This window comes from Micromonospora sp. DT44, assembly GCF_049841635.1.
GTDB lineage: Bacteria > Actinomycetota > Actinomycetes > Mycobacteriales > Micromonosporaceae > Micromonospora.
In genome coordinates, this window is record NZ_JBNCKS010000058.1 from 12,784 (window position 1) to 34,250 (window position 21,467).

Genomic DNA, 21,467 nt, shown 5'->3' on the forward strand with positions numbered 1-21,467 from the left:
TGTTCGAGGTCCTTCTTCCGCCTGGGGGCGTTGGGATTGTCTGTTACCGAGACGGTGCTGATCTTCGCCGGCATCCCGTTGGCGGCAGTGCTGGTGATCGCCGGCCTGTCGTACGCCGGTAGCCGTGGGGGTGCCACCGGCGGTGGTGGTGGCGCCAAGCGCTACCGGCCGGGCCGGCCCTTCGAATTCACTCCGGTCTGGTTCCTGGGCCGCCCGGAGCAGCTGGCCGACTCGGCCGGCACCGCGCTGACGGCGGGCGCGCAGGCGCCCGCGCTGACCAGCCACAAGCTAGAGCAGGCCAGCGTCGAGGCGCCGGCCGGTGGAACCGGAGGCGCAAGTGACCGTTGGTGAGAAGCAGAGCGGGACGGAGAATCCGCCCGAGGTGCTCGACGGGCCCTTCTCGACCCGTCAGCTGCTGCGCATCGACGAGGCCCTGCGCCTGGCCGACAAGGGCACCGGCCTGGTCTTCTCGGTGTTCGTCGGCGGCCTCGACGAGCCGATCCGCGAGCACGCCCAGCGGCTGCACCGCCAGCTCGCCGACCCGGACAAGTCGGTGCTGATCGCCCTGTCGCCCAACCAGCGCCAGCTGGAGATCGTCACCGGGCGGCACGCGCGCAAGCGCATCCCCGACACGTACGCCAAGCTGGCCGCGCTCTCGATGGTCGGCGCGTTCAGCGGTGGCGACCTGGCCGGCGGCATCATCAACGGGCTCGACCAGCTCGCCAGCCACGCCGGCAAGGGCTGATCCCTTCCTCGTACACCGAAGCCCGACCCGCCGCACGGCGGGTCGGGCTTCGGTGTGTCTGGGTGTCTCAGCGCGGCCAGGCCGACGGGGCCAGCTTCATCGGCCACGGCTCGTCCACGATCACCGCGTCGTCCGGTCCGATGGTGCCCACCAGGTCGTAGTGCACGTCCTTGACGAGGCGGTAACGGTAGACGACCGGGCCGAAGTCGCCACGCTCCACCCGCCAGTAGTGCGCGATGCCCGCCTCGGCGTAGAGGGCCGGCTTGGTGAAGCGATCGTGACGACGACTTCCCGTCGACTCGACCTCCAGGACGAGAGCGATGTCCGCCGGTTCGGCCCACATCCGCTCGCGCGGTGCGTTCGGCCGCAACACCGTCAGGTCGGGGATGAGGTTGCCATCCGGAACCCGCACCCCGATCTCCCGGATCACCCGCCAACCGGTGGGCGCCGCCAGGCGGATCGCCATCCGGATGTCATCCGCCAACTCGTGGTGCTCCGGACCGGCTGGAGGGGTCACGTGGAGGCTCCCGTCGATGATCTCGTAGCGGTTCCCGTCCGCAGGCAGGTCGAACAGGTCCTGCTCGCGCCAGCCCCGCTCCGGGGGCCGCCACTCGTAGGTCGGGTGTGCCATCGCGTCCACCTCCTCTCGTCACCATAATGGCCCGGGCCGACGTGGGTTCGCACCCACGCCGGCCCGGGCCGCGTACCCGCTGGCTCAGCTCTGCTGGGCGTCCTTCGCGCGGGCCTTGAGCGCCCGCAGCACGCCGTCACGACCCTCGGCGACCAGGCGACGCAGCGGGCCCGGGTTGCCGTCCCCGGCCAGCCACGCGTCGGTGGCCGCCACCGTCTCGTCGTCCACCAGGTACGTCGGGTACGCGAGCTGGGCGAACTCCTGCGCCGGCTCGCTGTCCCGGCTGGCCCACACCTGCCCGACCGCCGCGAAGTACCGCTCGCGGTACGGGGTGACCAGCTCCACCTGCGCCGGGTGGGCGAAGCCCTGCAACAGCGCCCGGTTCCGCCAGTTCGGCAGCGCGTCCGGGCCGGTCAGCAGCGCCCAGACGGCCGCCTTGTTCTCCGCCGTCGGCACGAGCGCGTGCACGTACGCGGCCTCCCGCTCGCCGCTGGCCGTACGGTCGCCGGCCAGCTCCGCCTCGACCTCGGCCGCGCCGGCCGCGCCGTTGGCCACCAGCGCGCCGAGCACCGTCCAGCGCAGCTCGGTGTCCACGGTCAGACCTTCCGGCGCTCCGGTGCCGTCCAGCCAGCCGCGCAGCGTGGCCAGGTCCTCGTCGGAGCGGGCGGCCGAAGTGAACGCCCGGGCCCAGGCGAGCTGGAAGCCGCTGCCCGGCTCGGCGGCGGCGAGCGTGTCCTTCGCCGTGCGGGCCAGTCCCGCCCAGCCGGTGGCCGCCCACGCGGGGTCGGCGTAGAGGGTCAGCGCGGTGGTGGCCTGGCGCAGGGTGGCGGTGACCAGGTTGATGTCGGTCTCGGCGGGCAGCCCGGCCAGCACCAGCGCCACGTAGTCGCGGGTCGCCAGCTCGGCGTCGCGGGTCATGTCCCACGCGGCCGTCCAGCAGAGCGCGCGGGCCAGCGACGAGTCGAAGCCGCCGATGTGCTGCACCACCGTCGCCATCGACCGGTCATCCAGGCGCAGCTTGGTGTAGCTCAGGTCGTCGTCGTTGAGCAGCAGCACGTCGGCCGCCCGGAGGCCACGCAGCTCGGCGAGGTCGGTCCGCTCACCGGTCACGTCCACCTCGTACCGTTCGCGGCGGACCAACCGACCGTCGGTCAGGTCGTACAGGCCCACGCCGATCCGGTGGGTGCGCAGCGTCGGGTACGCCGTCGGCGCCTCCTGCCGGACGATCACCTGCTCGTACGTGCCGTCGGCGCCGATGGTCACCTCCGGGCGCAGCGTGTTCACCTGCGCGGTCTCCAGCCACTGCGCCGCGAACTTGCGCAGCTCCCGGCCCGAGGCCGCCTCCAACTCGGTGAGCAGGTCGTCGAAGGTGGCGTTGCCCCACGCGTGCTTGCCGAAGTACGCACGCAGCCCGGCCACGAACGGCTCCTCGCCCACGTACGCGACGAGCTGCTTGAGCACGCTCGCGCCCTTGGCGTAGGTGATGCCGTCGAAGTTGACCTCGACGGCCTCCATGTCCGGCATCTCGGTGTAGACCGGGTGGGTGGAGGAGAGCTGGTCCTGTCGGTAACCCCAGTTCTTGCGGATCGACAGGAACGTCGTCCACGCCTCGGTGAACCGGGTGGCGTTGGTGTTGCACCAGTGGCTGGCCCACTCGGCGAACGACTCGTTCAGCCACAGGTCGTTCCACCAGCGCATGGTGACCAGGTCACCGAACCACATGTGCGCCAGCTCGTGCAGGATCGTGTTGGCCCGCTGCTCGTACTCGTAGTCGGTGACCTGCGAGCGGTACAGGTAGTGCGACTCGGCGTGCGTGACGCAGCCGAAGTTCTCCATCGCGCCGGCGTTGAAGTCGGGCACCCACAGCTGGTCGTACTTCGGCAGCGGGTAGCGCACCCCGAACTTCTCGTGGAAGAAGTCGAAGCCCTGCTTGGTGATGAGGAACAGGTCGTCGGAGTCCAGGTAGCGCGACATGGACGCCCGGCAGAACACGCCCAGGTCGATGCCGTCGTGGCTGTCGCGCACCTCGTGGTACGGGCCGGCGCACAGCGCGGTGATGTACGTGCTCATCCGGGGCGACTCGGTGAAGTGGAGGGTCTTCAGGTCCTCGCCGGCCGGCTCCTCGCTCTGCACCGGCATGTTGGACACGACCCGCCAGTGCGCGGGAACCGTCGCGTGCCAGGTGTAGACGCTCTTGAGGTCGGGCTGGTCGAAGCAGGCGAACACACGCTGCGCGTCGGCCGTCTCGAACTGGCTGTAGAGGTACGTCTCGCCGTCGACCGGGTCGACCGTGCGGTGCAGCCCCTGCCCGCTGTTGGAGTAGGCGAAGTCGGCGTCGACGACCAGGGTGTTGTCGCTGGCCAGTCCGGCCAGGGTCAGGCCCTTGTCGGCCGACCAGTCGGACAGGTCCACCGCGGCGCCGTTCAGCGTGGCGGACCGCACCGACTCGGCGGCCACCTCGATGAACGTGCTCGCCCCCGGCTCGGCGCAGCGGAACCTGACCTCGGTCGTCGAGGAGAAGGTGCGGCCGTCGGCGGCCAGCACGGCGGTCGCCAGGTCCAGCCTGATGTCGTACCCGGTCACCTCGAGCAGGCGGGCCCGCTCGGTCGCCTCGACCTGCGTCAGGTTACGCACTCCCGGCACTGTTCGTCTCCATCCCACGTCTCGCCGTACGCCCGGCGGCACCCGTCTGCCGACCGCTCGTGACGTCCGGCCCGGTCCGAGTCTTCCACGTACGGCCTGCCATCGGTGGTCGAGGTCACGCTCTCATTCGGGTGCCGGTCCATGCTCTGCGGGGTGAGTATCGAGGCGAGACGCCGGACTGCCGGCGCCACCCCGTCGCGAAGGGACCTCACCGTGACCGATCGTGTCACCGCCGACATGTGGTTCGACCCAATCTGTCCGTGGGCGTGGATCACCTCCCGCTGGCTGCTGGAGGTCGAGCAGGTCCGCGAAGTGGACATCCGCTACCACGTGATGAGCCTTTCGGTGCTCAACGAGGGCCGGGACCTGCCAGAGCAGTACCGGGAACTGATGGACAACGGCTGGGGTCCCGTGCGGGTGTGCATCGCCGCCGAGCAGCGCTACGGCTCGGACGTGCTCCGCAAGCTCTACACCGCGCTGGGCACCCGCATCCACCTCGGTAAGGAGCAGCTCGGGCCGGAGTTGTTCGTCGCCGCGCTGACCGAGGCCGGCCTGGACCCGGCGCTGGCCGCCGCCGCCGACAGCACCGAGTACGACGAGGCGCTGCGGGCCAGCCACGAGGCCGGCATGCGCCCCGTCGGGCAGGACGTCGGCACCCCGGTCGTCCACGCGCCCGGCCCGGACGGCAGCCCGGTCGCGTTCTTCGGCCCGGTGATCACGCCGCGTCCGAAGGGCGAGGCCGCCGGACGGCTCTGGGACGGCGTCCTCCTGGTCGCCGGCACGCCGGGCTTCTACGAGCTCAAGCGCACCCGCGAGCAGTCCCCGATCTTCGACTGACCACGACCGCCACACGCCCCCGTCTGGACTCCGTCAGTTGTCCGGGCGGGGGTTCGTCGCGCCGGAGGCCTGGTGCGGCTGCGGGGCCGGAAACGGTCACAGCGTCACCGCTGGGCGGGGGGCGTCGTTTCCCTCGGTGTCCGCGCAGTGGCCCGCAGGGCCGCACACCGCAGCTCGTGGAGGCAGTCCCGATGGCCAAGCACCGTGCGTCCGCTGACGATCAGCTGACCCGGCAGGGGGTGATCGAGACTCCCGGCGCGGCGTACTGGTCGGTCGACGGTTCCCGCTGGCCGCTGGTCCGCCCCGACCTTCCCGCCGACGTGGCGGACCTGCTCGCGCCGCCCATCGTGGTCGGCGTGGCCCGGGTGCCGGTCACCTCGCGCCTGACACCCGCGCGGGCCGCGCTGGCGACGCCCGCGCCGGTGGACCCGACGCCCTCGGCGTCGGCGGCGGTCGTCGCGGCGGTGGAACCGGTCGCCGTGGTGGCGGCCGCGCCGGCCGAACCGGCTCCGCCCCCGCCGGCGCCCACCGCGCCGCGCCCCGTGCCCACCCCGCCGCTGAACCCGCGGCCCGTTCCGGCGCCGCCGCCCGAGCGTCCCGTGCCGGGGCCGCCCGCCACGCCTCGCCGCAACGCGGTCACCGGTCCCGTTGGGGGCGGCCGGCGCGGCAACGCCGGACCGGTCGTCGCGGGGCGACACCGCCGGCACAACGGCGCGTCCGGCCGCGCCGGCTGACCGCACGCCGGCATGCGCGCGCTTTCATCTGGTGGACGCGGCGCGGGTCCCCGTCGTCCGTTCCGTCGACGCCGGTAGCGTCAGTGGGCATGACGGTCGTGCATCCGATCGCCCGGGCCTGGATCACCACTGGCGGCACCGGCGCGCAGAACTACGACGAGTTCGCCGACGACGCGGAGATCACCGCGATCATCGAGGCGAACCCGCACAGTGCCCTCGGCCTCGAGATGCCGCACCGTGCTCCGGACAGCCTGGGGACGTCGTTCCTCGACGCGCTGCCGGCCTCGGTGGCCCGACTCGCCGAGGCCAAGGCCGACGGCAGCTACACACCCGCCGAGCAGGTGGTCGTGCTGTACCGGATCAGCGCCCCGGGCGAGGAACCGGCGTACGGGCTGTTCGCGATGGTGGACACCGACCAGATCTCCACCAGCGCCGACGAGCCGGGCCTGGTCATCCGCAACGAGGACGTGTTCATCGCCAAGGTGCGCGAGCGCGTGGCGCTGGCCGAGGCGCTGGGTCACCTGCTCTCACCCGTACTCCTGCTGCAGACCGGCAGTGGCGACGAGCTGCACGCCGCGCTCGCGGCGGCGACCGACGCGGCCGGGGCGCCGGCCGCGACCGACACCGACCAGGCGGGTCGCACCCACGCCATCTGGCTGCTCGGCCCGGGCGCCGAGCAGGACGCGCTGACCGCCCTGGCGGGCGGCGGCGAGCTGGTCGTCGCCGACGGCAACCACCGCAGCCTGGCCGCCCAGACCGGCGGGCTGTCGCGCTTCCTGGCCGTGGTGACCACCCCGGCGTCGGTGGCCATCCAGCCTTACAACCGGCTGGTCAGCGAGCTGACCACCACGCCGGGCGAGCTGCTCGACCGGTTGCGCGCGGCGGGCGCCGAGGTCGAGCCGATCGACGGCCCGGTCGAGGTCCCGACGGCCGGCGGCACCGTCCACCTGCGGTTGGCCGACCAGGGGTACGCGGTGCGCCTGCCCGCCACCGCCGACGCCCGCCTGGAAAACCTGGACCACGCCCTCGTCGAGCGGCTGCTGCTGCGCGACGCCCTGGGTCTGGACCCGGGCGACAAGCGGATCACCTACGTGGGCGGGGACTACCCGGCGAGCTGGCTCACCGGGGAGGTCGACGCCGGGCGTGCCGAGCTGGCCGTCCTCATCGCGCCGGTGACCGTGGCGGACTTCGTCGCGGTGAACCTGGCCCGGGAGAAGATGCCCCGCAAGAGCACCTGGTTCACCCCGAAGGCGCGCGGTGGCCTGGTGGTCGCCGAGCTGCCCCGCTGACCGCGTACCGCCCGACCATGTGACGTACCCGCCTCCAGAGCGCCGCCCCCGCGTCGCTCTGGAGCGCGGCCTGACAGACTGCCCGGTATGCGCGTCTACCTGGGATCCGACCACGCCGGTTTCGAGTTGAAGGTGCACCTGGCCAACCACCTGGCCAAGCAGGGGTACGACGTGGTCGACGTCGGCCCGCACAGCTACGACCCGGACGACGACTACCCGACGTTCTGCCTGCACACCGGTGACCGGGTGGTCGCCGACGAGACCTCCCTGGGGGTCGTCATCGGCGGGTCCGGCAACGGTGAGCAGATCGCCGCGAACAAGGTCGCCGGGGTTCGTGCCGCCCTGGCCTGGAGCGTCGAGACGGCTCAGCTCGCCCGGCAGCACAACGACGCGAACGTCGTCGCGGTGGGCGCCCGCCAGCACACGCTGGACGAGGCCACGGGCATCGTCGAGGCGTTCCTGAGCACGCCGTTCTCCGGCAACGAGCGGCACGCCCGCCGGATCATCCAGGTCGCCGAGTACGAGCAGACCCGGGAACTGCCCGACCTGCCCTGACCCTGCCGACCCGCGTCGCCCGCCGTCAGCGCGGCGGGCGGGGCAGGTCCTCGCGGGGCACCCAGTTGCGGCGCACTACCACCACCCGGGCCTCCGCGGCGGCGAGGTCGTCGTCGCTCGGCCGGGCGGCGTCGCGGGCCCGCAGCGCCGCGCTCAGCCCCACCTGGGACGAGCCGGAGCCCACCAGCCCGCGTAGCCCTCGCTCGCCGTCGCGGTCGTCGCCGCCGGCACCTCGACGTCGCGGTGGCGGATCTCCACCGTCGTGGACGCCGGCCGTGCTGACCGTCGAGCCGTCGGCGCTCCGAGTGGCCGCGTCGGGGTCGGAATGGTGGCGTAGCCGTCGCCGGCGTCGGTCCGGGTCACCCATCAGCCGACCGTACCTCCCCACGCCATCAAGTCGCCGATCTCACGCTGTTTCAGCGCGGTGACCGGGGTGTGGGATTCGGCACGCGTGCCGGGTTCGCGTCGGACGGCGGTCTGCGACCGATTTGCCGGCTGGCTACCCTCGGGTTCGGGCGGTGCTGAGGCCGTCCGTCAGGGGGAGGACGAGATGGCAGACCAGACGCAGCCGTGGGCGGAGCGCACCGTGGAGGTCCCACCGCAGGCAGGCGTCGATGTGCCGGCGCAGCGGGACGGCTTCCGCCGAGGTGTGGCGCCGGTGGGTCAACCGCGTACCCCGCGCACCGAACCGTTCCCCGTGGTCGAGGAGCCGACCGGTACGGGTTGGCCGGGCGAACCCGCGCCGCGCCGGCCGTTGAGCTGGCGGCTGGCGCAGTTGCGTCGCGGCGGCGAGTGGAGCGCGGCGGCTGGCCTGTTCGCCTTCGTGTGCTGGGGGATCTGGGCGCTCTCCGGCGGCGGCGACCTGTCCGGCCCGCTGCTGGTGCTCGTGTTGAGCCTGCTGGTGGCGATCGGCCTGTTCGCGCTTGCCCGGGCGGTCGGCCGCCTGGTGCTGGAGCGGCAGCTCGGGCGCGTCCGCCGCGGCGCGCGGGGCGCCCACCTGGCCACCGCGGTCTTCCTCGTCGGCCTCGGCGTGGCCTGGCTTCAGCAGACCGAGTGGGTCGTCTCGGCCTGGAACTGGGTCACCTCGAACGTGTGACGAGGCGTGCACGGGCGGGTCGGCCTGACGCCGCCCGCCCGTGCACCCGGTCGTCTCCCCACCAGGCAGTGCCGCTGCTTACCCGGCCGGCCACATTTCATCCATGGCCGGCCGGAGCGTCCGTCGTTCCAGTCAGCCGGGAGCGGGTCAGCCGGGAGCGGGTCAGCCGGTGACCGCCGCGGCGGCGGCGTGGTCGCGGGCCACCCGGACCAGCTCGACGAGGCCGCCCGCGTACTCCTGGGACTCGCCGTGCGCCTCGTCGAACGGCGGCTGGAAGCCGACGCCCTCCCACTCGCCGGTGCTCGGGTTCCAGCGGTCGTTGCCGACCTCGAAGTCCCAGGCGAAGATGCCCAGCTCGTAGTAGAGCTGGTCGGCTGAGTTGCCGGCGGCGGAGTAGAGCACGTCGGCGACCGGGCCGGTCTGCGACGGCCAGGTGACCGTGCCGCGCTCCTGCGCGATCGCGCCGACGATCCGCCGGGCGCTGTCGAGGAACAGCGTCGACTCGTCGATCGACGGCCGGGGCAGGGTGACCCGCCCGTCGGCCCGGTACGCGCCCGGCGGCCACATGAAGTACCCACCGTAGGAGTGCACGTTCATCGCGAACCTGATGTTGGGGTGGGCCTTGGCCAGCGCGATGACGTTGCCGCTCTCCGCCTCGGACAGCTCCGCCGTACCGGCGTAGGTGCCGGAGAGGCAGTTCGCGCTGGCGCCCACGTAGCCGTCGAAGTACGAGCCGACGGTGTAGTTCCGATTCACGTCGACGCCCCACGAGGTGCGGTACTTCGGGTCCCGGGCCGGTCCCTCGCAGTGGTTGACCAGGTTCTTGCGCTGGAAGTTGTAGTCGTTGAACGAGTAGTTCGCGCCGTCCGGGTTGACCGTCGGGATGACGAACACGTCGACCTGTTCCAGCAGCTCACGGGTGGCCGGGTCGGTACGGGCGTTCGCCAGCATGCGCTCGGCGAACTCCAGCGTCACCAGCGGCGTGGCCCACTCCCGGGCGTGTTCCTGGGAGTACGCCAGCACGCCGATCCGGGAGCCGTCCCGGTGTACGCCGAGACGCAGGGCCTGCACCGTCCAGGGCTTCGCCGGCACCTCGGTGCCCTGGAGCCCGTCGTCGAGGCGGGCCGGACCGGCGACGGGCATCGGCAGCCCGGTCGAGCCGTCCTCGACGGTGGCCCGGAACCGGTTCGCCTGGCGGGCGTTCACGGCCGCCGCGACGTCGTCGGTGGTGCTCACCGTCTTGCCCGCGGCGTCGGTGGCGAGCGTGACCGTGAGGACGCGGTCGCGGTAGCCGACGGTCAGCGGTCGGTTGGGTCGGCCCGGGTCGACGGTGCGCACCTGCACGCCGTTCATGCCCTGGTCGCCGAAGCGGACCGACTCCACGACCACGGCGGCGACCGCCGGGTCGCCCAGGTACGCGACGGCGTTCCGGCGGTACCCCTGGGTCTTGTTCGGCAGGTCGATGACGTCGACCAGGTCCCGGTACTGGCGGGCCAGCCGCTTGATCCGCGCCTGGATGTCCACCGGCGTGAGGTACGCGTCCATGAAGTCCTTCTGGTAGCCGGCCGGCAGCGGTGGCGGGGTGGCGTTCGGCCACAGCGTCGGGGTGACGGCCCGACTGACGCCGCCGAGGCTGGACGTGGCGGTCAGCTGGACCGGTCGGCTCGGCACCGGTTGGGGGACGTTGTAGTGGTACTGGTACTCACCCGAGTCCTCGAACCGGTAGAGCGGGAATGACCCGGTGGCGCCGTCCGCGGTCCGCCAGCTGACGGTGATCTCGACGTCCGGGTCGTCGGTGGCGGTGGTGGCCACCTGCGCCTGGAGGAACGTCTGCCCGCCGGTGCTCCACCAGTACGCCTGCTGGACCGCGAGGGTGTCGACGGCGGTGGCCGTGCTGCTGGTCCGCTGACCGGCGGCCGGCGCGCCGAGCCCGGCGGCGGTACGCGCCCGCGCCGCGCGGGCACTGTCGGCGAAGTGCCGGCTGCCGTCGCCGGCCCGCTGCACGACCTGCGTGGCGGTAGCGCCCTGGGCGGTGAGGTCGGCGAGCTGCGCGCCGGTCAACACCAGGTCGGCGAGGATCCGGCCGTCCCGTGCTCGGGGCCGGTTGGCGAGGTCGACGCCGCTGGCGACCAACCTGTCGAGCTGTGCCTGATCGCGCAACTGCACCCGGACCAGAGCGGTCTCGGTGGCGGCCAGGGTGATCGGGGCGGTGTCGGCGACGGGTGCCGCCGTCGCGGTGCCGGGATGGGACAGCGCCGCGCTGATCAGGATCGCTGTGGTGGCGGCAGCCGTCCACCGTCGTCGGACGATCATGTGCCCTCCTGTGACGGACGTCGATGCGTGTGGTCCTTACCACCAGTGCACCGATCGACACATGTCAAGGTCTTGGATCGGTAAGGACGACGTAAGGTCATCCGGTCACGTCGACGGACATCATTCCCCTGATCCGTTGCCAACGAGGGGACCGTCGATGAGTCGACTACGGAGAAGTCTGGCCTTCCTGATCGTGCTGACCACCGGTCTGGCGACCGCACCGGGCGTCGCGTCGGCAGCCGCGGCGCTGCCCACGTACACGTTCGTGGACCTGGGAACGCTCGGTGTGCCGAGCACGGGGGAGCAGCCCACCAGCGACGGCTACGCCCTCAACGACGCCCGTACCGTGGTGGGCGTCTCCACGATCGACGGTGTCTACAACTTCCACGCGTTCGCCTGGGCCGGCGGGGTGATGAGCGACCTGGGCGCCCTGTACACCGGACCGTACGGCGCGAGCTCCGCGGCGGGCATCAACGACCGGGGCGTCGTCGTCGGGGCCACCCACGTCAACGCGACGGAGCCTCCGCACGCCTTCCGCTATGCCGGCGGGGTCATGACCGACCTCGGCACCGGCTACGGCGCGGGCAGCGGAAGCTCGGCGTACGACGTCAACGACGACGGCGTGGTGGTGGGCAGCCGGTTCGAGACGCAGGGGGCGCCGACCCGGGCGGTCGTCTGGCGCAACGGCAAAGTGGTCGACCTGGGCACGCTCGGCGGCCAGGCGGGCCCCTGGGGCACGGACAGCATCGCCTACGGCGTGAACTCGTCCGGGCATGTCGTCGGCGGCGCCGCCGTGCCGAGCGGCGGCCTGCACGCCTTCGTCTACAAGGGTGGGGCGCTGACGGACCTCGGCACCCTCGGCGGTGTCACGGACTCCACGTACGCCCGGGACATCAACGACCGGGGTCACGTCGTCGGTATCTCGCAGAACACCACCGGCCAGCTGCGCGCGACGCTCTGGCGCAACGGCACCATCCGCGACCTCGGGTCCCTCGGCGGCAACTACTCCGAGGCGCGGGCCGTGAACGAGACCGGCCAGGTGGTGGGCATCGCCCGGACCAGCAGCCCCGCCTTCTACAACGAGCGGGCGTTCCTCTGGCAGGGCGGCCGGATGGTCGACCTGAACACCCGTGTGCGGAACCTTCCTCCGACGGTGACGCTGCGCTCCGCCGAGGACGTCAACGACGACGGCGTCATCGTGGGTCTCGCCTGCCCCGTCGACTGCGCCGAGGGCGGCGATCGCGCGCGCCGGGCCTACCTCCTGGTGCCGACGAGCTGACCCGCGACCGGGGCGACCGGCGCCTGTCGTGCCCGCGCGGGACGGGCGCCGGTCAGCGCGTCGCTGTCCCGTTGTCGTACGACTCGCGGGCGTCGAGCAGTTCGTCCCAGTGCTGCGCCACCCAGGCGCAGGCGACCGCGATCGGTTCGAGCATGCTGCGGCCCACCGGCGTCAGCTCGTACTCGACGTGCGCGGTCGCTCCGGCGTGGACGGTCCGGGTGACCAGCCCGTCCCGTTCGAGGGAGCGCAGCGACTGGGTGAGGACCTTGGGCGTGACGCGGCGCAGCGGCACGCGCAGCTCGGAGAACCGGCGAGGCCCGTCTTCCAGGCAGCGGATGATGAGCGCCGCCCACTTGTCACCGAACCGGATCGGATTGAGCGCGGAGGGGCACAGCTCGTCGAACATGTCGGCGGGCAGGGGTTGCCTCATGGCCTGACGATAGCTGGTATCCCGGCGGTAACCAGGCCCGGCGATAGCGTCGGCGAACCGGCCGGGCGTACGGGCTCCGGCCCTGGTGAGAGGCGTTCGCCATGAACATCGTGATCTTCGGCGCGGGCGGCCGGGCCGGACGGCAGGCCGTCGCCGAGGCGCGTCGACGCGGCCATCGGGTCACCGCCGTGGTGCGTGACCCGGCGGCCCAAGGCGACCTGGGTGGGGCGCACGTGGTGGCGGGCGACGTCACGGACGCCGCGAGCGTCGCGCGCGCCGCCGCCGGGCAGGACGCCGCGATCAGCGCCGCCGTGGACCTGTCCCGGCCACCGGGCGACTTCTTCACGACGTCGTCCCGCGCCCTGTCCGCCGGCCTGGCCGAGGCGGGCGTACGCCGCCTGGTGGTGGTGGGCCTCGCGTCGATCATGCCCGGGGCGTCCGGCGTCGCCCTGATGGACGAGCCCGGCTACCCCGACGAGTACCGCTCCTTCTACCTGGGCCACGCGGCGGGCCTCGACGAACTGCGGACCTGCGATCTCGACTGGGCGTACGTGGCCCCGGCCGGCGACTTCGACCACGACGGCACGCGTACCGGCCGCTATCGGGTCGCCGAGCACGGCGACCCGGCCAGCCGGATCAGCTACCCGGACTTCGCGATAGCGCTGGTCGACGAAATCGAGGCGCCTCGCCACCACCGTTCCGCCGGAAGCGTTCGGGAGGTGTGATGCCCGAGGTCCACGACAGCCCGAACACCTGGGTCGCCGAGCACATCCGCCGTTTCGAGGAGACCGGCGGCAGACCACGGCCGGGCGTGCGCGACCTGCTCCTGACGACCCGTGGCCGACGAACCGGCGAGCTGCGCCGCACCGCGCTCGTGTACGAACGCGATGGCGACCGCTACGTGCTGGCCGCCTCGAACCGCGGCGCGGAGCACCACCCCGCGTGGTATCTCAACCTGCTCGCCGACCCGTACGTCACCGTGCAGGTCGGTACGGAGACCTTCGCCGCCCGGGCGCGCACCGCCACCACGCGGGAGCGTCCGCGCCTGTGGCGTCTGATGGTGTCGGCCAGGTCGGAGTACGCCGCCTACCAGCAGCGGATCACCCGGGAGATACCCGTGGTAGTCCTGGAACGCGTCGAAGACTGAACGACGACGCCTGGTGGCCGGCAGGCGGAACCGCACCGCCGGTCTGGAAGAGCGGGCGACGGGAATCGAACCCGCACCGTCAGTTTGGAAGACCATTCTCGGCTGTCGTGATCTGCCTGAATCGCCTGGTCAGCGGCGGTGTCGTGGTGCCCGATCATGACTGCTCTCGACCCGTTGGGACACGGGTTACCGGCACGTGGCTGGCACGGTCGCGCGGTTGTCCGGCGGCGTACGGCTTACCGCCCCCGGCCACGCTGGTCGGGGGCGGCTTGCCGTGTCGCCGGCTTTCCGCGTGGCCGAGTGCCGGTGGTGCCGGTGCTGACCGTGCGACAATGGGCGGCGGTGTGGGGTGCAGGAGGTGGGTCGTGATGTCGAGCAGCGCCGAGCGGATGCCCGAGTGGCCGACCGCTGAACATGTGCCCGCCGAGGAGTTGGCCCGCCGGCAGGGTGTGCAGCCGGTCGCCTCCGTCGACGACCTGGCCCGGCCGGGCCTGTTCGAGTCCGACGACGAGTTGGACGAGTTCCTCGCTGACCTGTACGCCTCTCGGCGGGCCAGCGTCGCGTGAGCCTGGTCGTCCTGGATACCGACGTGGCGTCGGCGATCCTGCGCGGTCGTCTGCCTGACCGACTTCGTGCCCGGCTGGCCGGTAAGACGTTGTGCATCACGTTCGTCACGCTTGGCGAGCTGACCAAGTGGACCGTGCTGCGGAGCTGGGGGCCGCGCAAGCTGGCTGACCTGGCGCAGTGGCGATCCGGCGTGGTCCTGCTGCCCTTCGACGAGGCGGTAGCGACGACCTGGGGCCAGCTCCAGGCGCGGGCACAGCACCGGGGGCGGCCCCGTCCGACGAATGACTCCTGGATCGCGGCCTGCTGCCTGGTCGACCGGCTGCCGCTGGCGACTTTCAACGGCAAGGACTACGCCGAGTACGACGGCCTGCGGCTGTTCGACGTCTCGTAGCACCAGGGCTTCGCGTGCGCCGATCCCATCGGCTCCTGGCGGTCATCGACCGGCCGAACCCGTGCATCCGGTGGCAAGCCGCGAAGCGGCGCGGCAGTCGATCGCCCCGACCTCGACGGCGGCCGACCACCCCGCGATCGTCCCTACCGGGCTGGCAAGTACAGATCAGGACAGCGCTGGCGGCGAGCCTTCGGTACGGTCCGGCGGATGAACCTCGCTGCGAGACACGCCTCCACGATCCGGGTCGTCGGCAACCTGGCTCTACTCGCCGGACTGCTGGTCTCTGTCATCACGCTGGCGAGCGACCCCGGGTCGGCCGAGCCGCACGTCCTGGCGGGCTTCCTCGTCGCCACCGGGATCGGGCTGCGCATCGAAGCCGCGATCAGTTCACCTCGGGCATGACCACTCGAACTGGGAACTGCCCGCCGCGCCGGCCGATGCCGGCCGGAGGCCGCCAGCAGGCCGAGTGCGGCGGGCGGGCCGCGCTTGCGCGGCCCCTTGATCCTAAAGAGACTGTTTCGGCAGTAGGTGAGTTGAAGCGGAACTCAGACGGACGGTCGCGTGGCCTGTGACAGCCTGGTCGACGTGCTGCCCACGCCCCTCCTGGGATCGCGTCATTGATGGCTGGTTGCCGACGTTTCACGCTGTCTTGTGCCCCGTGTGTGCCCCGGACGACCGCTTGACCTTGCGTTCGCCGATACGGAGTTACAGGTCCGGCACGCTGACCTCATGGATGAAGCCCTACGGCCCGCATCGCAGCACGCTACGCGACTGACGGGTATCGACACCGTGTCCCACTCGGCGAAGCGACAATTGCGCGGTGGAAGACTTACCTGAACCAGCGGTCACGGCACCATCGCTGGCGGCCCCCCCGGCCTGACCTCCAACCGAAGCCTGAGGGGCATCCCCCAGATACCGACTTCGCTGGCGACGAGGACGATGACATCCCAGATGCGGAGACTGACCAGCGACCTGAGGATGAGGATGAGGTCGAACTTGCGGTTGCTCAGCTTGTAGCTGGCGGGTTTGAGTTCATACCCGTTGAGTCACGTCGCGGGTCTAGGATGCCGGGCGAAAAGTGGTACAGGATATTGTCCACCGACAGGAGCGGCCAGAAAGCCATCGTTGGCCGTCTCCCCCGCATCTCAATTCCGGCGTTCCTCGAAGAAAGGCAAGAGAGCTTCATTCTGCATGAGGACGGCCTTGGGCTCTCCTCGCCTGATGGGCGTTTCGTCGAGCTGCTGATTTGAAGAGACGGCGTGCGGAATGCTTACCTGTCACCAATTCATGCTTACGTCTCGCCTCGGTTGAGTTGTCCATCAGCAGAGATGGAGCCGGATCACGAGGGGTTATTCTCAACTCTGTTCGGCAGAAAGCATGGGGACTTAAAGCCATCTCTTTCCAGCCTTAAGCGAGGGGTGATTCTCTACCATGTAGGCAACCGAAGGGGTGACTGTATTGAGATTTCCTCACCCACCGCAACCCTGGCCGCTCCATACTTCGAGCTGGTACCTCGTCCGTTCCTTGCGGACCCGCTGACTGTCAACTCTGTGAAGGTTCGCTTCATGGAACCGTCGTCTGCCGACAACGCACTTCGGCGCGCAAGAGACGTGGTTAGCGCAGCCGAATAGTGCACTCAAAAGCAGCCGGCGGCACTGCCGGAACCGACCCCCTGTTTCCCACTGACGATGAGGCCAACTTCCTTACCCCCGACATCGAGCTGATTCGCCTGGTTGCAATCGAGGTAATTACGATGTTTGCCACAGCGCATTCGCGCTGAATTAGACGTCGGGGTGGAAACCATCCCGTCTGCCGTCGACCCGCCCTCCTGGAGCCGGAGCGCCCCGCCGGGGGCGCGGTAACCGCAACCAGTTCGCCGCCGCGACCCACCGTGCGGACCTGGCGTGCCCTTCTTTGCGCCGCGCCGATCGGGCGCGGCCCGGCCGGCTGCCGGCCCACAACCTCAACCACCGTCAGCGGCGGCCCCCGGGCTTCCCGCTCTCCGCGCCAGCCGACGGGCGTTCTACGTGGCCGGAGTCGGAGCGCCAGCGGAGCGACGGACGCGCGCCCAGGCGGCGGCGCGTGCGGCCCGTTCAGGGCCGCCTTGAAGACGTACAGCAGTTCTGCGCCGTCTCTTTGAACTGGCGAACACGGATGGGGTGCCGTCCTGGTCGATCTGGTTCGGTTGGCTAGGCTCTGGCTCATGAGGCAGGCGGATTCGGATCGGACCTACGCGGATGGTACGGCGATTGAGTCCGTGGTAGGCGAGTTCATCGAGGCGGTGCAGGCTGGGAACTCGGTGCCGCTGACGAAGGACGGCGAGGTCGTGGCGGTGGTGGTGTCGCCCGAGGTCGCGGAGGCTGGACGGCAAGCGCTGGGCCGTTAGCTGCGTTCTTACTGCACGAGTCGGCTGGTGTAGCCGGCGTCGACCAGGCGGGTGTAGGCAGCGCGGACCTCGTCGGGGATGTGCTGGGGGATGGCGAAGCCGAGTGCGGCGTACTTGTCAATGCGTTGGGTGTCGCCGACGAGCATGTCCATGACCTTCTTGGTGTTGCCGATGCTGGTCACATAGTCGTCGAGTGAGAGCGGGTCGGACGCGCAGATCACGTCGACCTCTGGCCAGAGCTTCTTGCAGGTGGCGTACGCCCGGCGTTGTTGGTACGGACGAGACATCAGGATCACCGACCGGGTGTGGATCTTATGCTCGGCAAGGAGCGCGCGGACGTACTCAATGTTCTGGCCGGTGTTCGTGGCCTGCGTGTCAATGAGGATTGCGTCGGCCGGCACACCGTGGGCTATTGCGTACTCCCGGTAGTGGACGGCTTCGCCCCGGGGGAATGTCTCGATGGTGGTCGGGGCGTTGGCGCCGGTGAAGACCAGGTGCGGGTAGATCCGCTGGTGGTAGAAATCAGTGGCGATCTTGGCGACTCCAAGGTCATGACTGCCTAGTCCGATGCCGACATCAACGGGTCGGATCTCGTGGTGCATGTTGTGGTAGTCCCACAGGCGCTCGACATCAGCGCGGTGCTCTGCCGGGATGGTCGGGGGAGGCGTGGGCATCGCTTGTCTCTCTCAGTCGGGGATCTTGAAGGTGTACGACCAGGTGAAGCGGGATGCGGCGTGTACTCCGCGGGCGAACTCGACTGGTCGGCCTTCTTTGGTGGACGTGGTGCGGTACAGGATCATCACCGGTTCTCCGGCGGGGAGCTGGAGTAGTTCGGTTTCCCCGGGTGTGGGCATGCGGGCGTGCACGGTCTCGGTGATGGTGTCCGGCTCCAAGCCTCGGGCGGTGAGGATGGCGAAGCCGCCGCCTTGTCCGGCTGGCCCTGGTGTCGGGTCGACCAGGGATGTGCCTTTCACGTCTTCGGGCCGGTAGTAGCTGGTCAGCGTGTGGGTCGGCACGCCGGCCTCTTTGACCAGGCGGGCGCGCTCGTAGACGGGTGCACCGAGCGAGAGATGGAGTGCTGCGGCGACTTCGGCGTCGGCTTCGGTCAGTTGTACCTCGTTGGTCTGGTCGCCGGGCGTCCACGCGCGGCCGGTGGCCTCGCGGTCGGCGGCGAAGGCGACGAGCCCGGATTTCCATTTGTTCTTGGCGTAGCGGTCGGTGCCGAGGCGTTTCATCGCCACGCGCGGGCGGACGACGGTGCCGCGCCGACGGACGGGCGTGACTAGTCCTTCGGCTTCGAGGACTCGTACCGCCTGGCGGGGAGGCCGTGATGCTTGACGCTACGGAAGTTCCGAACACGCCCGGGTCATCCTTGATCCCTTCCGGCTGCACCATCCAGACCGTTGCACCCGGCGTGGTGCGCGTCGGGGCCTGCTCATCCTGTGCGGGCCGCACCTGGAAGTACGTCCGCACCCGGGCTGAGGTCGGTGCGATCGGGCATGGAGCAGCGGCCGGCCGGCGTCTGGTCCGGCGGTTATGCCCGGACTGCGCGGGATCCGGTCGCGCGTCGAGCTGCTGAGGCTGGCCCGGGGTGGGTGCCGGTGTAGGACGTCGACCCGAACGACGGTCCGTGAATGGCCCGCCCGCCCCGGTGCCTCGCACCGTCACGCCGCGTCGGCCCGGTGCCCCTGTTCCAGGTGATCTGGTGCTGATCGACGGTCGGGCGTCGGTGCAGTTCGGCGGTGACCGGGCGCTGTGGCTGCGGGTGACCTCGGTCTGCGACAAGCCGACGTATCACGGCTGGGTGTGGCTGACCGGATATTCCATCAACCTGGCCGCCGGTGAAGCCCTGGCCCGGCGGGAGGTCTTCGCTCAGATCGCCGGTCTTCAGATCCAGCGGCCCATCACTGAGAACGCGCCGCCTCGCAGCAACGCGGCGTCAAAGACGAGGAGACGCGGTGTTTGACGTTCGGGTACGACTCGGAGCGGTGCTGGACATCGACGCGACCGATCGCCTTCTACCCTCTGACGGGCCGGTGCGGTTATGGGTTACCGGGGTGCGGCTGGTGGTCAACCGCCCTCCCCAGGACGAGTGGATCTGGGTTGAGGGCATCAGGCTCTCCCCGTCGGGACGTCGAGGCCCTCAAGCGCAGATCCTGGTACGCGCGAGCAAGCTTCCACCGCAAGGCCCGGTTCAGTGAGCGTCTACGTGTCGGGCGCGGTACGCGATCAGCTATAAGAAACAGCGACCGCTCAGGCAGCCGCCGAACCCGGCATCACCGCAGCCGGACGAAGAGCGGCAGCGGTGTGCCGCTGACCTGGGCCGAAATCCGTGGAGCGGGCGACGGGAATCGAACCCGCACCGTCAGTTTGGAAGACTGAAGCTCTGCCATTGAGCTACGCCCGCGCTCGGCCCCGCCGGAACGGGGCGCGCCGACAGCGTACCCAATGCCGGTTCTGGGCGCGCGACCGCGCCACCGCCCCGGCGGCGTCGTGTCGTGCCGACGCCGGGCCGCGCCACTCAAGATCCGCACAACAACCCCGAAGTTGTGGCATCCGCGCGCCGGGAAGCCGCAGTTGCCCCGATGTTGTGCGGATCTTGAAAGGCCGGATGGGGCGAAATGGGAGATCTGTCCGGGTGGCGGACGCCCCGGCACTGCCTGAGGCGCGGCGACGGCATAGACTGCACGTCGCCACGGGGTGTGGCGCAGCTTGGTAGCGCACTCGCTTTGGGAGCGAGGGGCCGTGGGTTCAAATCCCGCCACCCCGACTGTCGTCCGCGTCCGGGTCGCCCCGGGCGCTGCGAGCCGGCCCCGCCGGCTCGCCTACACTCGATGGGCCAATCGAAGGCCCAGAATCAAAACCCAGATCCGTCAAGGAGTACGCCTGTGAAGAGCACCGTCGAGACTCTGAGCCCGACGCGCGTGCGGCTCGCCATCGAGGTGCCGTTCGTCGAGCTCGAGCCGAGCCTCAAGAAGGCGTACCGGGAGATCGGTTCGCAGGTCCAGGTCCCGGGCTTCCGCCGGGGCAAGGTGCCGACCGCGGTGATCGACCAGCGGGTGGGCCGGGGCACCGTCCTCAACGAGGCGGTCCAGGAGGCCATCCCGGAGAACATCATGGCCGCGGTACGCGAGCACGACCTGAAGACGCTGGGGCGTCCCGAGGTCGAGATCACCGAGTTCAACGACGGTGACTCGCTGAACTTCACCGCCGAGGTCGACGTCCGTCCGGAGATCACCATCCCGGACGCGTCCACCATCGAGGTGACCGTCGACGAGCTGCAGATCGACGACAGCGAGATCGACGAGCAGGTCAAGAACCTGCGGGAGCGGTTCGCCACCCTCAAGACGGTCGAGCGGGCCGCCGCCGAGGGCGACTACGTGCAGATCGACCTGAACGCGACCGTCGACGGCGAGGACGTGCCGGGCGGTCAGGCCAGCAACATCTCCCACGAGGTGGGCAGCAAGCAGCTCCTGCCGGGCCTGGACGAGGCCGTGGTCGGCCTCGCCGCCGGCGACAGCACCACCTTCACCACCCAGCTCGTCGGCGGCGACTTCGCCGGCCGCGACGCCGACGTGGCGGTGACCGTGCGCACGGTCAAGGAGAAGGAGCTGCCGGAGCTGAACGACGAGTTCGCGCAGATGGCCAGCGAGTTCGACACGATCGAGGAGCTGCGCGGCGACCTGCGGTCCCGGGTCACCCAGGGCAAGCAGGTCGAGCAGATCTACGCCGCCCGCGACAAGGCGCTGGCGCAGTTGGTCGAGACCGCCGAGGTGCCGGCGCCGGAGGGCGTCGTCCGCGAGGAGGTCGCCAGCCGCAAGCAGGCGATGGTCGACCAGCTCGAGCGGATCGGCGCCTCCCTGGAGGAATACCTGGCGGCCGAGGAGAAGACCGAGGAGCAGATCGACGCCGAGCTGACCGAGGCGGCCACCGAGGGCGTCAAGGTGCAGCTCCTGCTCGACACCCTGGCCGACGCGGAGGACGTGCAGGTCTCCGACGACGAGTTCGGGCACGAGATCGTGCACCGGGCGCAGCGCGCCGGGATGGCCCCGCAGCAGTACTACGACCAGTTGGTGCGCTCCGGCGCCGCCGCTGCGGTCTTCGGTGACGTCCGGCGCGGCAAGGCGCTCGCGGCCGTCATGGAGCGCATCACGATCAAGGACTCGGCCGGCAACCCGGTCACCCTGGACGCGCTGCGCGCCGCCAACGAGGCCGAGCACAACCACGAGCACTGATCGTCGGGTGCGGCCGCCGTCCGCCGCTGCGCGGTGCACGGCGGCCAAACCCTTTCCGGGTACGCCCGGAGTTGAGCGCTGCCGGGGTACGCCCGGAAGGCCCGCGCCGCGGGTGCCCGACACAGCTGCGCTGAGAGCGAACAGTGCCCCGACCGGGACTCTGCGGCCCCGCACAGCGGTTAGTGTCGG

General features: G+C 70.7%; 23 protein-coding genes and 2 tRNA genes. 17 read left to right on the forward strand and 8 right to left on the reverse strand.

Annotated elements, in window-relative coordinates:
• Nucleotides 1–54 precede the first annotated feature (54 nt).
• Nucleotides 55–351: a hypothetical protein gene (locus tag ACLQ25_RS26810; RefSeq protein ID WP_425733577.1), complete on the forward strand. Its 297-nt coding sequence runs from the start codon at nt 55–57 to the stop codon at nt 349–351.
• Complete coding sequence (locus ACLQ25_RS26815) at nt 338–745, forward strand: DUF5130 family protein (protein WP_425733554.1); 408 nt, start codon at nt 338–340, stop codon at nt 743–745. The genes ACLQ25_RS26810 and ACLQ25_RS26815 overlap by 14 nt, the downstream gene beginning before the upstream one ends.
• Before the next feature lie 67 nt (nt 746–812).
• Here the strand turns inward: ACLQ25_RS26815 and ACLQ25_RS26820 are convergent, their stop codons facing one another.
• Nucleotides 813–1,376, reverse strand: a complete 564-nt coding sequence (locus ACLQ25_RS26820) for a Uma2 family endonuclease (protein WP_425733555.1) — start codon at nt 1,374–1,376, stop codon at nt 813–815.
• An 84-nt stretch (nt 1,377–1,460) separates the two neighbouring features.
• Nucleotides 1,461–4,010, reverse strand: a complete 2,550-nt coding sequence (pepN, locus tag ACLQ25_RS26825; RefSeq protein ID WP_425733556.1) for an aminopeptidase N — start codon at nt 4,008–4,010, stop codon at nt 1,461–1,463.
• Nucleotides 4,011–4,232: 222 nt separating this feature from the next.
• Between pepN and ACLQ25_RS26830 the strand changes: the two genes are divergently transcribed.
• The 4 genes from ACLQ25_RS26830 (at nt 4,233) to ACLQ25_RS26845 (ending at nt 7,434) form a co-directional block, all read left to right on the forward strand.
• Nucleotides 4,233–4,856, forward strand: coding sequence for a disulfide bond formation protein DsbA (locus tag ACLQ25_RS26830; RefSeq protein ID WP_425733557.1), 624 nt, complete (start codon nt 4,233–4,235; stop codon nt 4,854–4,856).
• 191 nt (nt 4,857–5,047) lie between these two features.
• Nucleotides 5,048–5,590 carry a hypothetical protein gene (locus ACLQ25_RS26835; RefSeq protein WP_425733558.1) on the forward strand — a complete coding sequence of 181 codons (543 nt, stop codon included), beginning with the start codon at nt 5,048–5,050 and terminating at the stop codon, nt 5,588–5,590.
• Between the two features lie 89 nt (nt 5,591–5,679).
• Nucleotides 5,680–6,879, forward strand: a complete 1,200-nt coding sequence (locus ACLQ25_RS26840; RefSeq protein WP_425733559.1) for a DUF1015 family protein — start codon at nt 5,680–5,682, stop codon at nt 6,877–6,879.
• Nucleotides 6,880–6,966: 87 nt separating this feature from the next.
• Entirely contained in the window at nt 6,967–7,434 is a 468-nt protein-coding gene (locus ACLQ25_RS26845) for a ribose-5-phosphate isomerase (protein ID WP_425733560.1), read from the forward strand.
• A gap of 25 nt (nt 7,435–7,459) precedes the next feature.
• On the opposite strand, the gene ACLQ25_RS26850 is transcribed toward ACLQ25_RS26845, so the two are convergent.
• The gene (locus ACLQ25_RS26850) at nt 7,460–7,801 is read right to left on the reverse strand and encodes a hypothetical protein (RefSeq protein ID WP_425733561.1); all 342 of its coding nucleotides are present in this window, start codon (nt 7,799–7,801) and stop codon (nt 7,460–7,462) included.
• A 183-nt stretch (nt 7,802–7,984) separates the two neighbouring features.
• Between ACLQ25_RS26850 and ACLQ25_RS26855 the strand changes: the two genes are divergently transcribed.
• Nucleotides 7,985–8,530, forward strand: coding sequence for a hypothetical protein (locus ACLQ25_RS26855; protein WP_425733562.1), 546 nt, complete (start codon nt 7,985–7,987; stop codon nt 8,528–8,530).
• 162 nt (nt 8,531–8,692) lie between these two features.
• Here ACLQ25_RS26855 and ACLQ25_RS26860 read toward each other — a convergent pair whose 3' ends face one another.
• On the reverse strand, nt 8,693–10,843 hold the full coding sequence (locus ACLQ25_RS26860; RefSeq protein ID WP_425733563.1) for a M14 family zinc carboxypeptidase: 2,151 nt from the start codon (nt 10,841–10,843) through the stop codon (nt 8,693–8,695).
• A gap of 157 nt (nt 10,844–11,000) precedes the next feature.
• Between ACLQ25_RS26860 and ACLQ25_RS26865 the strand changes: the two genes are divergently transcribed.
• Nucleotides 11,001–12,122: a hypothetical protein gene (locus ACLQ25_RS26865; protein WP_425733564.1), complete on the forward strand. Its 1,122-nt coding sequence runs from the start codon at nt 11,001–11,003 to the stop codon at nt 12,120–12,122.
• Nucleotides 12,123–12,174: 52 nt separating this feature from the next.
• Here ACLQ25_RS26865 and ACLQ25_RS26870 read toward each other — a convergent pair whose 3' ends face one another.
• Nucleotides 12,175–12,552, reverse strand: coding sequence for a winged helix-turn-helix transcriptional regulator (locus ACLQ25_RS26870; protein WP_425733565.1), 378 nt, complete (start codon nt 12,550–12,552; stop codon nt 12,175–12,177).
• A gap of 101 nt (nt 12,553–12,653) precedes the next feature.
• On the opposite strand from ACLQ25_RS26870, the gene ACLQ25_RS26875 reads away from it, so the two are divergent.
• The 6 genes from ACLQ25_RS26875 (at nt 12,654) to ACLQ25_RS26900 (ending at nt 17,043) form a co-directional block, all read left to right on the forward strand.
• The gene (locus ACLQ25_RS26875; protein ID WP_425733566.1) at nt 12,654–13,277 is read left to right on the forward strand and encodes an NAD(P)-dependent oxidoreductase; all 624 of its coding nucleotides are present in this window, start codon (nt 12,654–12,656) and stop codon (nt 13,275–13,277) included.
• Nucleotides 13,277–13,699: a nitroreductase/quinone reductase family protein gene (locus ACLQ25_RS26880; protein WP_425733567.1), complete on the forward strand. Its 423-nt coding sequence runs from the start codon at nt 13,277–13,279 to the stop codon at nt 13,697–13,699. Before ACLQ25_RS26875 ends, ACLQ25_RS26880 begins: the two co-directional genes overlap by 1 nt.
• 368 nt (nt 13,700–14,067) lie before the next feature.
• Nucleotides 14,068–14,265, forward strand: coding sequence for a hypothetical protein (locus ACLQ25_RS26885; RefSeq protein ID WP_151491621.1), 198 nt, complete (start codon nt 14,068–14,070; stop codon nt 14,263–14,265).
• Nucleotides 14,262–14,657 carry a type II toxin-antitoxin system VapC family toxin gene (locus ACLQ25_RS26890; RefSeq protein WP_425733568.1) on the forward strand — a complete coding sequence of 132 codons (396 nt, stop codon included), beginning with the start codon at nt 14,262–14,264 and terminating at the stop codon, nt 14,655–14,657. Before ACLQ25_RS26885 ends, ACLQ25_RS26890 begins: the two co-directional genes overlap by 4 nt.
• A 207-nt stretch (nt 14,658–14,864) precedes the next feature.
• A complete protein-coding gene (locus ACLQ25_RS26895) occupies nt 14,865–15,059 on the forward strand; it encodes a hypothetical protein (RefSeq protein WP_151491619.1) in 195 nt (64 codons plus the stop codon).
• 1,801 nt (nt 15,060–16,860) lie between these two features.
• Entirely contained in the window at nt 16,861–17,043 is a 183-nt protein-coding gene (locus ACLQ25_RS26900; protein WP_425733569.1) for a hypothetical protein, read from the forward strand.
• 8 nt (nt 17,044–17,051) lie between these two features.
• On the opposite strand, the gene ACLQ25_RS26905 is transcribed toward ACLQ25_RS26900, so the two are convergent.
• Complete coding sequence (locus ACLQ25_RS26905; RefSeq protein ID WP_425733570.1) at nt 17,052–17,717, reverse strand: YdcF family protein; 666 nt, start codon at nt 17,715–17,717, stop codon at nt 17,052–17,054.
• 12 nt (nt 17,718–17,729) lie between these two features.
• Nucleotides 17,730–18,278 carry a GntR family transcriptional regulator gene (locus ACLQ25_RS26910; RefSeq protein WP_425733578.1) on the reverse strand — a complete coding sequence of 183 codons (549 nt, stop codon included), beginning with the start codon at nt 18,276–18,278 and terminating at the stop codon, nt 17,730–17,732.
• Nucleotides 18,279–18,748: 470 nt separating this feature from the next.
• On the opposite strand from ACLQ25_RS26910, the gene ACLQ25_RS26915 reads away from it, so the two are divergent.
• On the forward strand, nt 18,749–19,009 hold the full coding sequence (locus ACLQ25_RS26915) for a hypothetical protein (protein ID WP_425733571.1): 261 nt from the start codon (nt 18,749–18,751) through the stop codon (nt 19,007–19,009).
• Nucleotides 19,010–19,376: 367 nt separating this feature from the next.
• Here ACLQ25_RS26915 and ACLQ25_RS26920 read toward each other — a convergent pair.
• Nucleotides 19,377–19,450, reverse strand: a tRNA-Gly gene (locus tag ACLQ25_RS26920).
• A gap of 289 nt (nt 19,451–19,739) precedes the next feature.
• Between ACLQ25_RS26920 and ACLQ25_RS26925 the strand changes: the two genes are divergently transcribed.
• Nucleotides 19,740–19,813: transfer RNA gene (locus ACLQ25_RS26925), tRNA-Pro, on the forward strand.
• 118 nt (nt 19,814–19,931) lie between these two features.
• A complete protein-coding gene (gene tig / locus ACLQ25_RS26930) occupies nt 19,932–21,278 on the forward strand; it encodes a trigger factor (protein ID WP_355052307.1) in 1,347 nt (448 codons plus the stop codon).
• Nucleotides 21,279–21,467: the final 189 nt, after the last annotated feature.

Excerpts from the sequence above, each read along its gene's own strand:
- ACLQ25_RS26905 (WP_425733570.1), bottom strand. The coding sequence starts at position 17,717 with ATGCCCACGCCTCCCCCGACCATCCCGGCAGAGCACCGCGCTGATGTC.
- ACLQ25_RS26875 (WP_425733566.1), top strand. The coding sequence starts at position 12,654 with ATGAACATCGTGATCTTCGGCGCGGGCGGCCGGGCCGGACGGCAGGCC.
- ACLQ25_RS26840 (WP_425733559.1), top strand. The coding sequence starts at position 5,680 with ATGACGGTCGTGCATCCGATCGCCCGGGCCTGGATCACCACTGGCGGC.
- ACLQ25_RS26895 (WP_151491619.1), top strand. The coding sequence starts at position 14,865 with ATGAACCTCGCTGCGAGACACGCCTCCACGATCCGGGTCGTCGGCAAC.
- ACLQ25_RS26900 (WP_425733569.1), top strand. The coding sequence starts at position 16,861 with ATGAGGCAGGCGGATTCGGATCGGACCTACGCGGATGGTACGGCGATT.
- ACLQ25_RS26855 (WP_425733562.1), top strand. The coding sequence starts at position 7,985 with ATGGCAGACCAGACGCAGCCGTGGGCGGAGCGCACCGTGGAGGTCCCA.
- ACLQ25_RS26820 (WP_425733555.1), bottom strand. The coding sequence starts at position 1,376 with ATGGCACACCCGACCTACGAGTGGCGGCCCCCGGAGCGGGGCTGGCGC.
- ACLQ25_RS26845 (WP_425733560.1), top strand. The coding sequence starts at position 6,967 with ATGCGCGTCTACCTGGGATCCGACCACGCCGGTTTCGAGTTGAAGGTG.
- ACLQ25_RS26880 (WP_425733567.1), top strand. The coding sequence starts at position 13,277 with ATGCCCGAGGTCCACGACAGCCCGAACACCTGGGTCGCCGAGCACATC.
- ACLQ25_RS26910 (WP_425733578.1), bottom strand. The coding sequence starts at position 18,278 with ATGAAACGCCTCGGCACCGACCGCTACGCCAAGAACAAATGGAAATCC.
- ACLQ25_RS26885 (WP_151491621.1), top strand. The coding sequence starts at position 14,068 with ATGTCGAGCAGCGCCGAGCGGATGCCCGAGTGGCCGACCGCTGAACAT.
- ACLQ25_RS26850 (WP_425733561.1), bottom strand. The coding sequence starts at position 7,801 with ATGGGTGACCCGGACCGACGCCGGCGACGGCTACGCCACCATTCCGAC.
- ACLQ25_RS26835 (WP_425733558.1), top strand. The coding sequence starts at position 5,048 with ATGGCCAAGCACCGTGCGTCCGCTGACGATCAGCTGACCCGGCAGGGG.
- ACLQ25_RS26865 (WP_425733564.1), top strand. The coding sequence starts at position 11,001 with ATGAGTCGACTACGGAGAAGTCTGGCCTTCCTGATCGTGCTGACCACC.
- ACLQ25_RS26870 (WP_425733565.1), bottom strand. The coding sequence starts at position 12,552 with ATGAGGCAACCCCTGCCCGCCGACATGTTCGACGAGCTGTGCCCCTCC.
- ACLQ25_RS26860 (WP_425733563.1), bottom strand. The coding sequence starts at position 10,843 with ATGATCGTCCGACGACGGTGGACGGCTGCCGCCACCACAGCGATCCTG.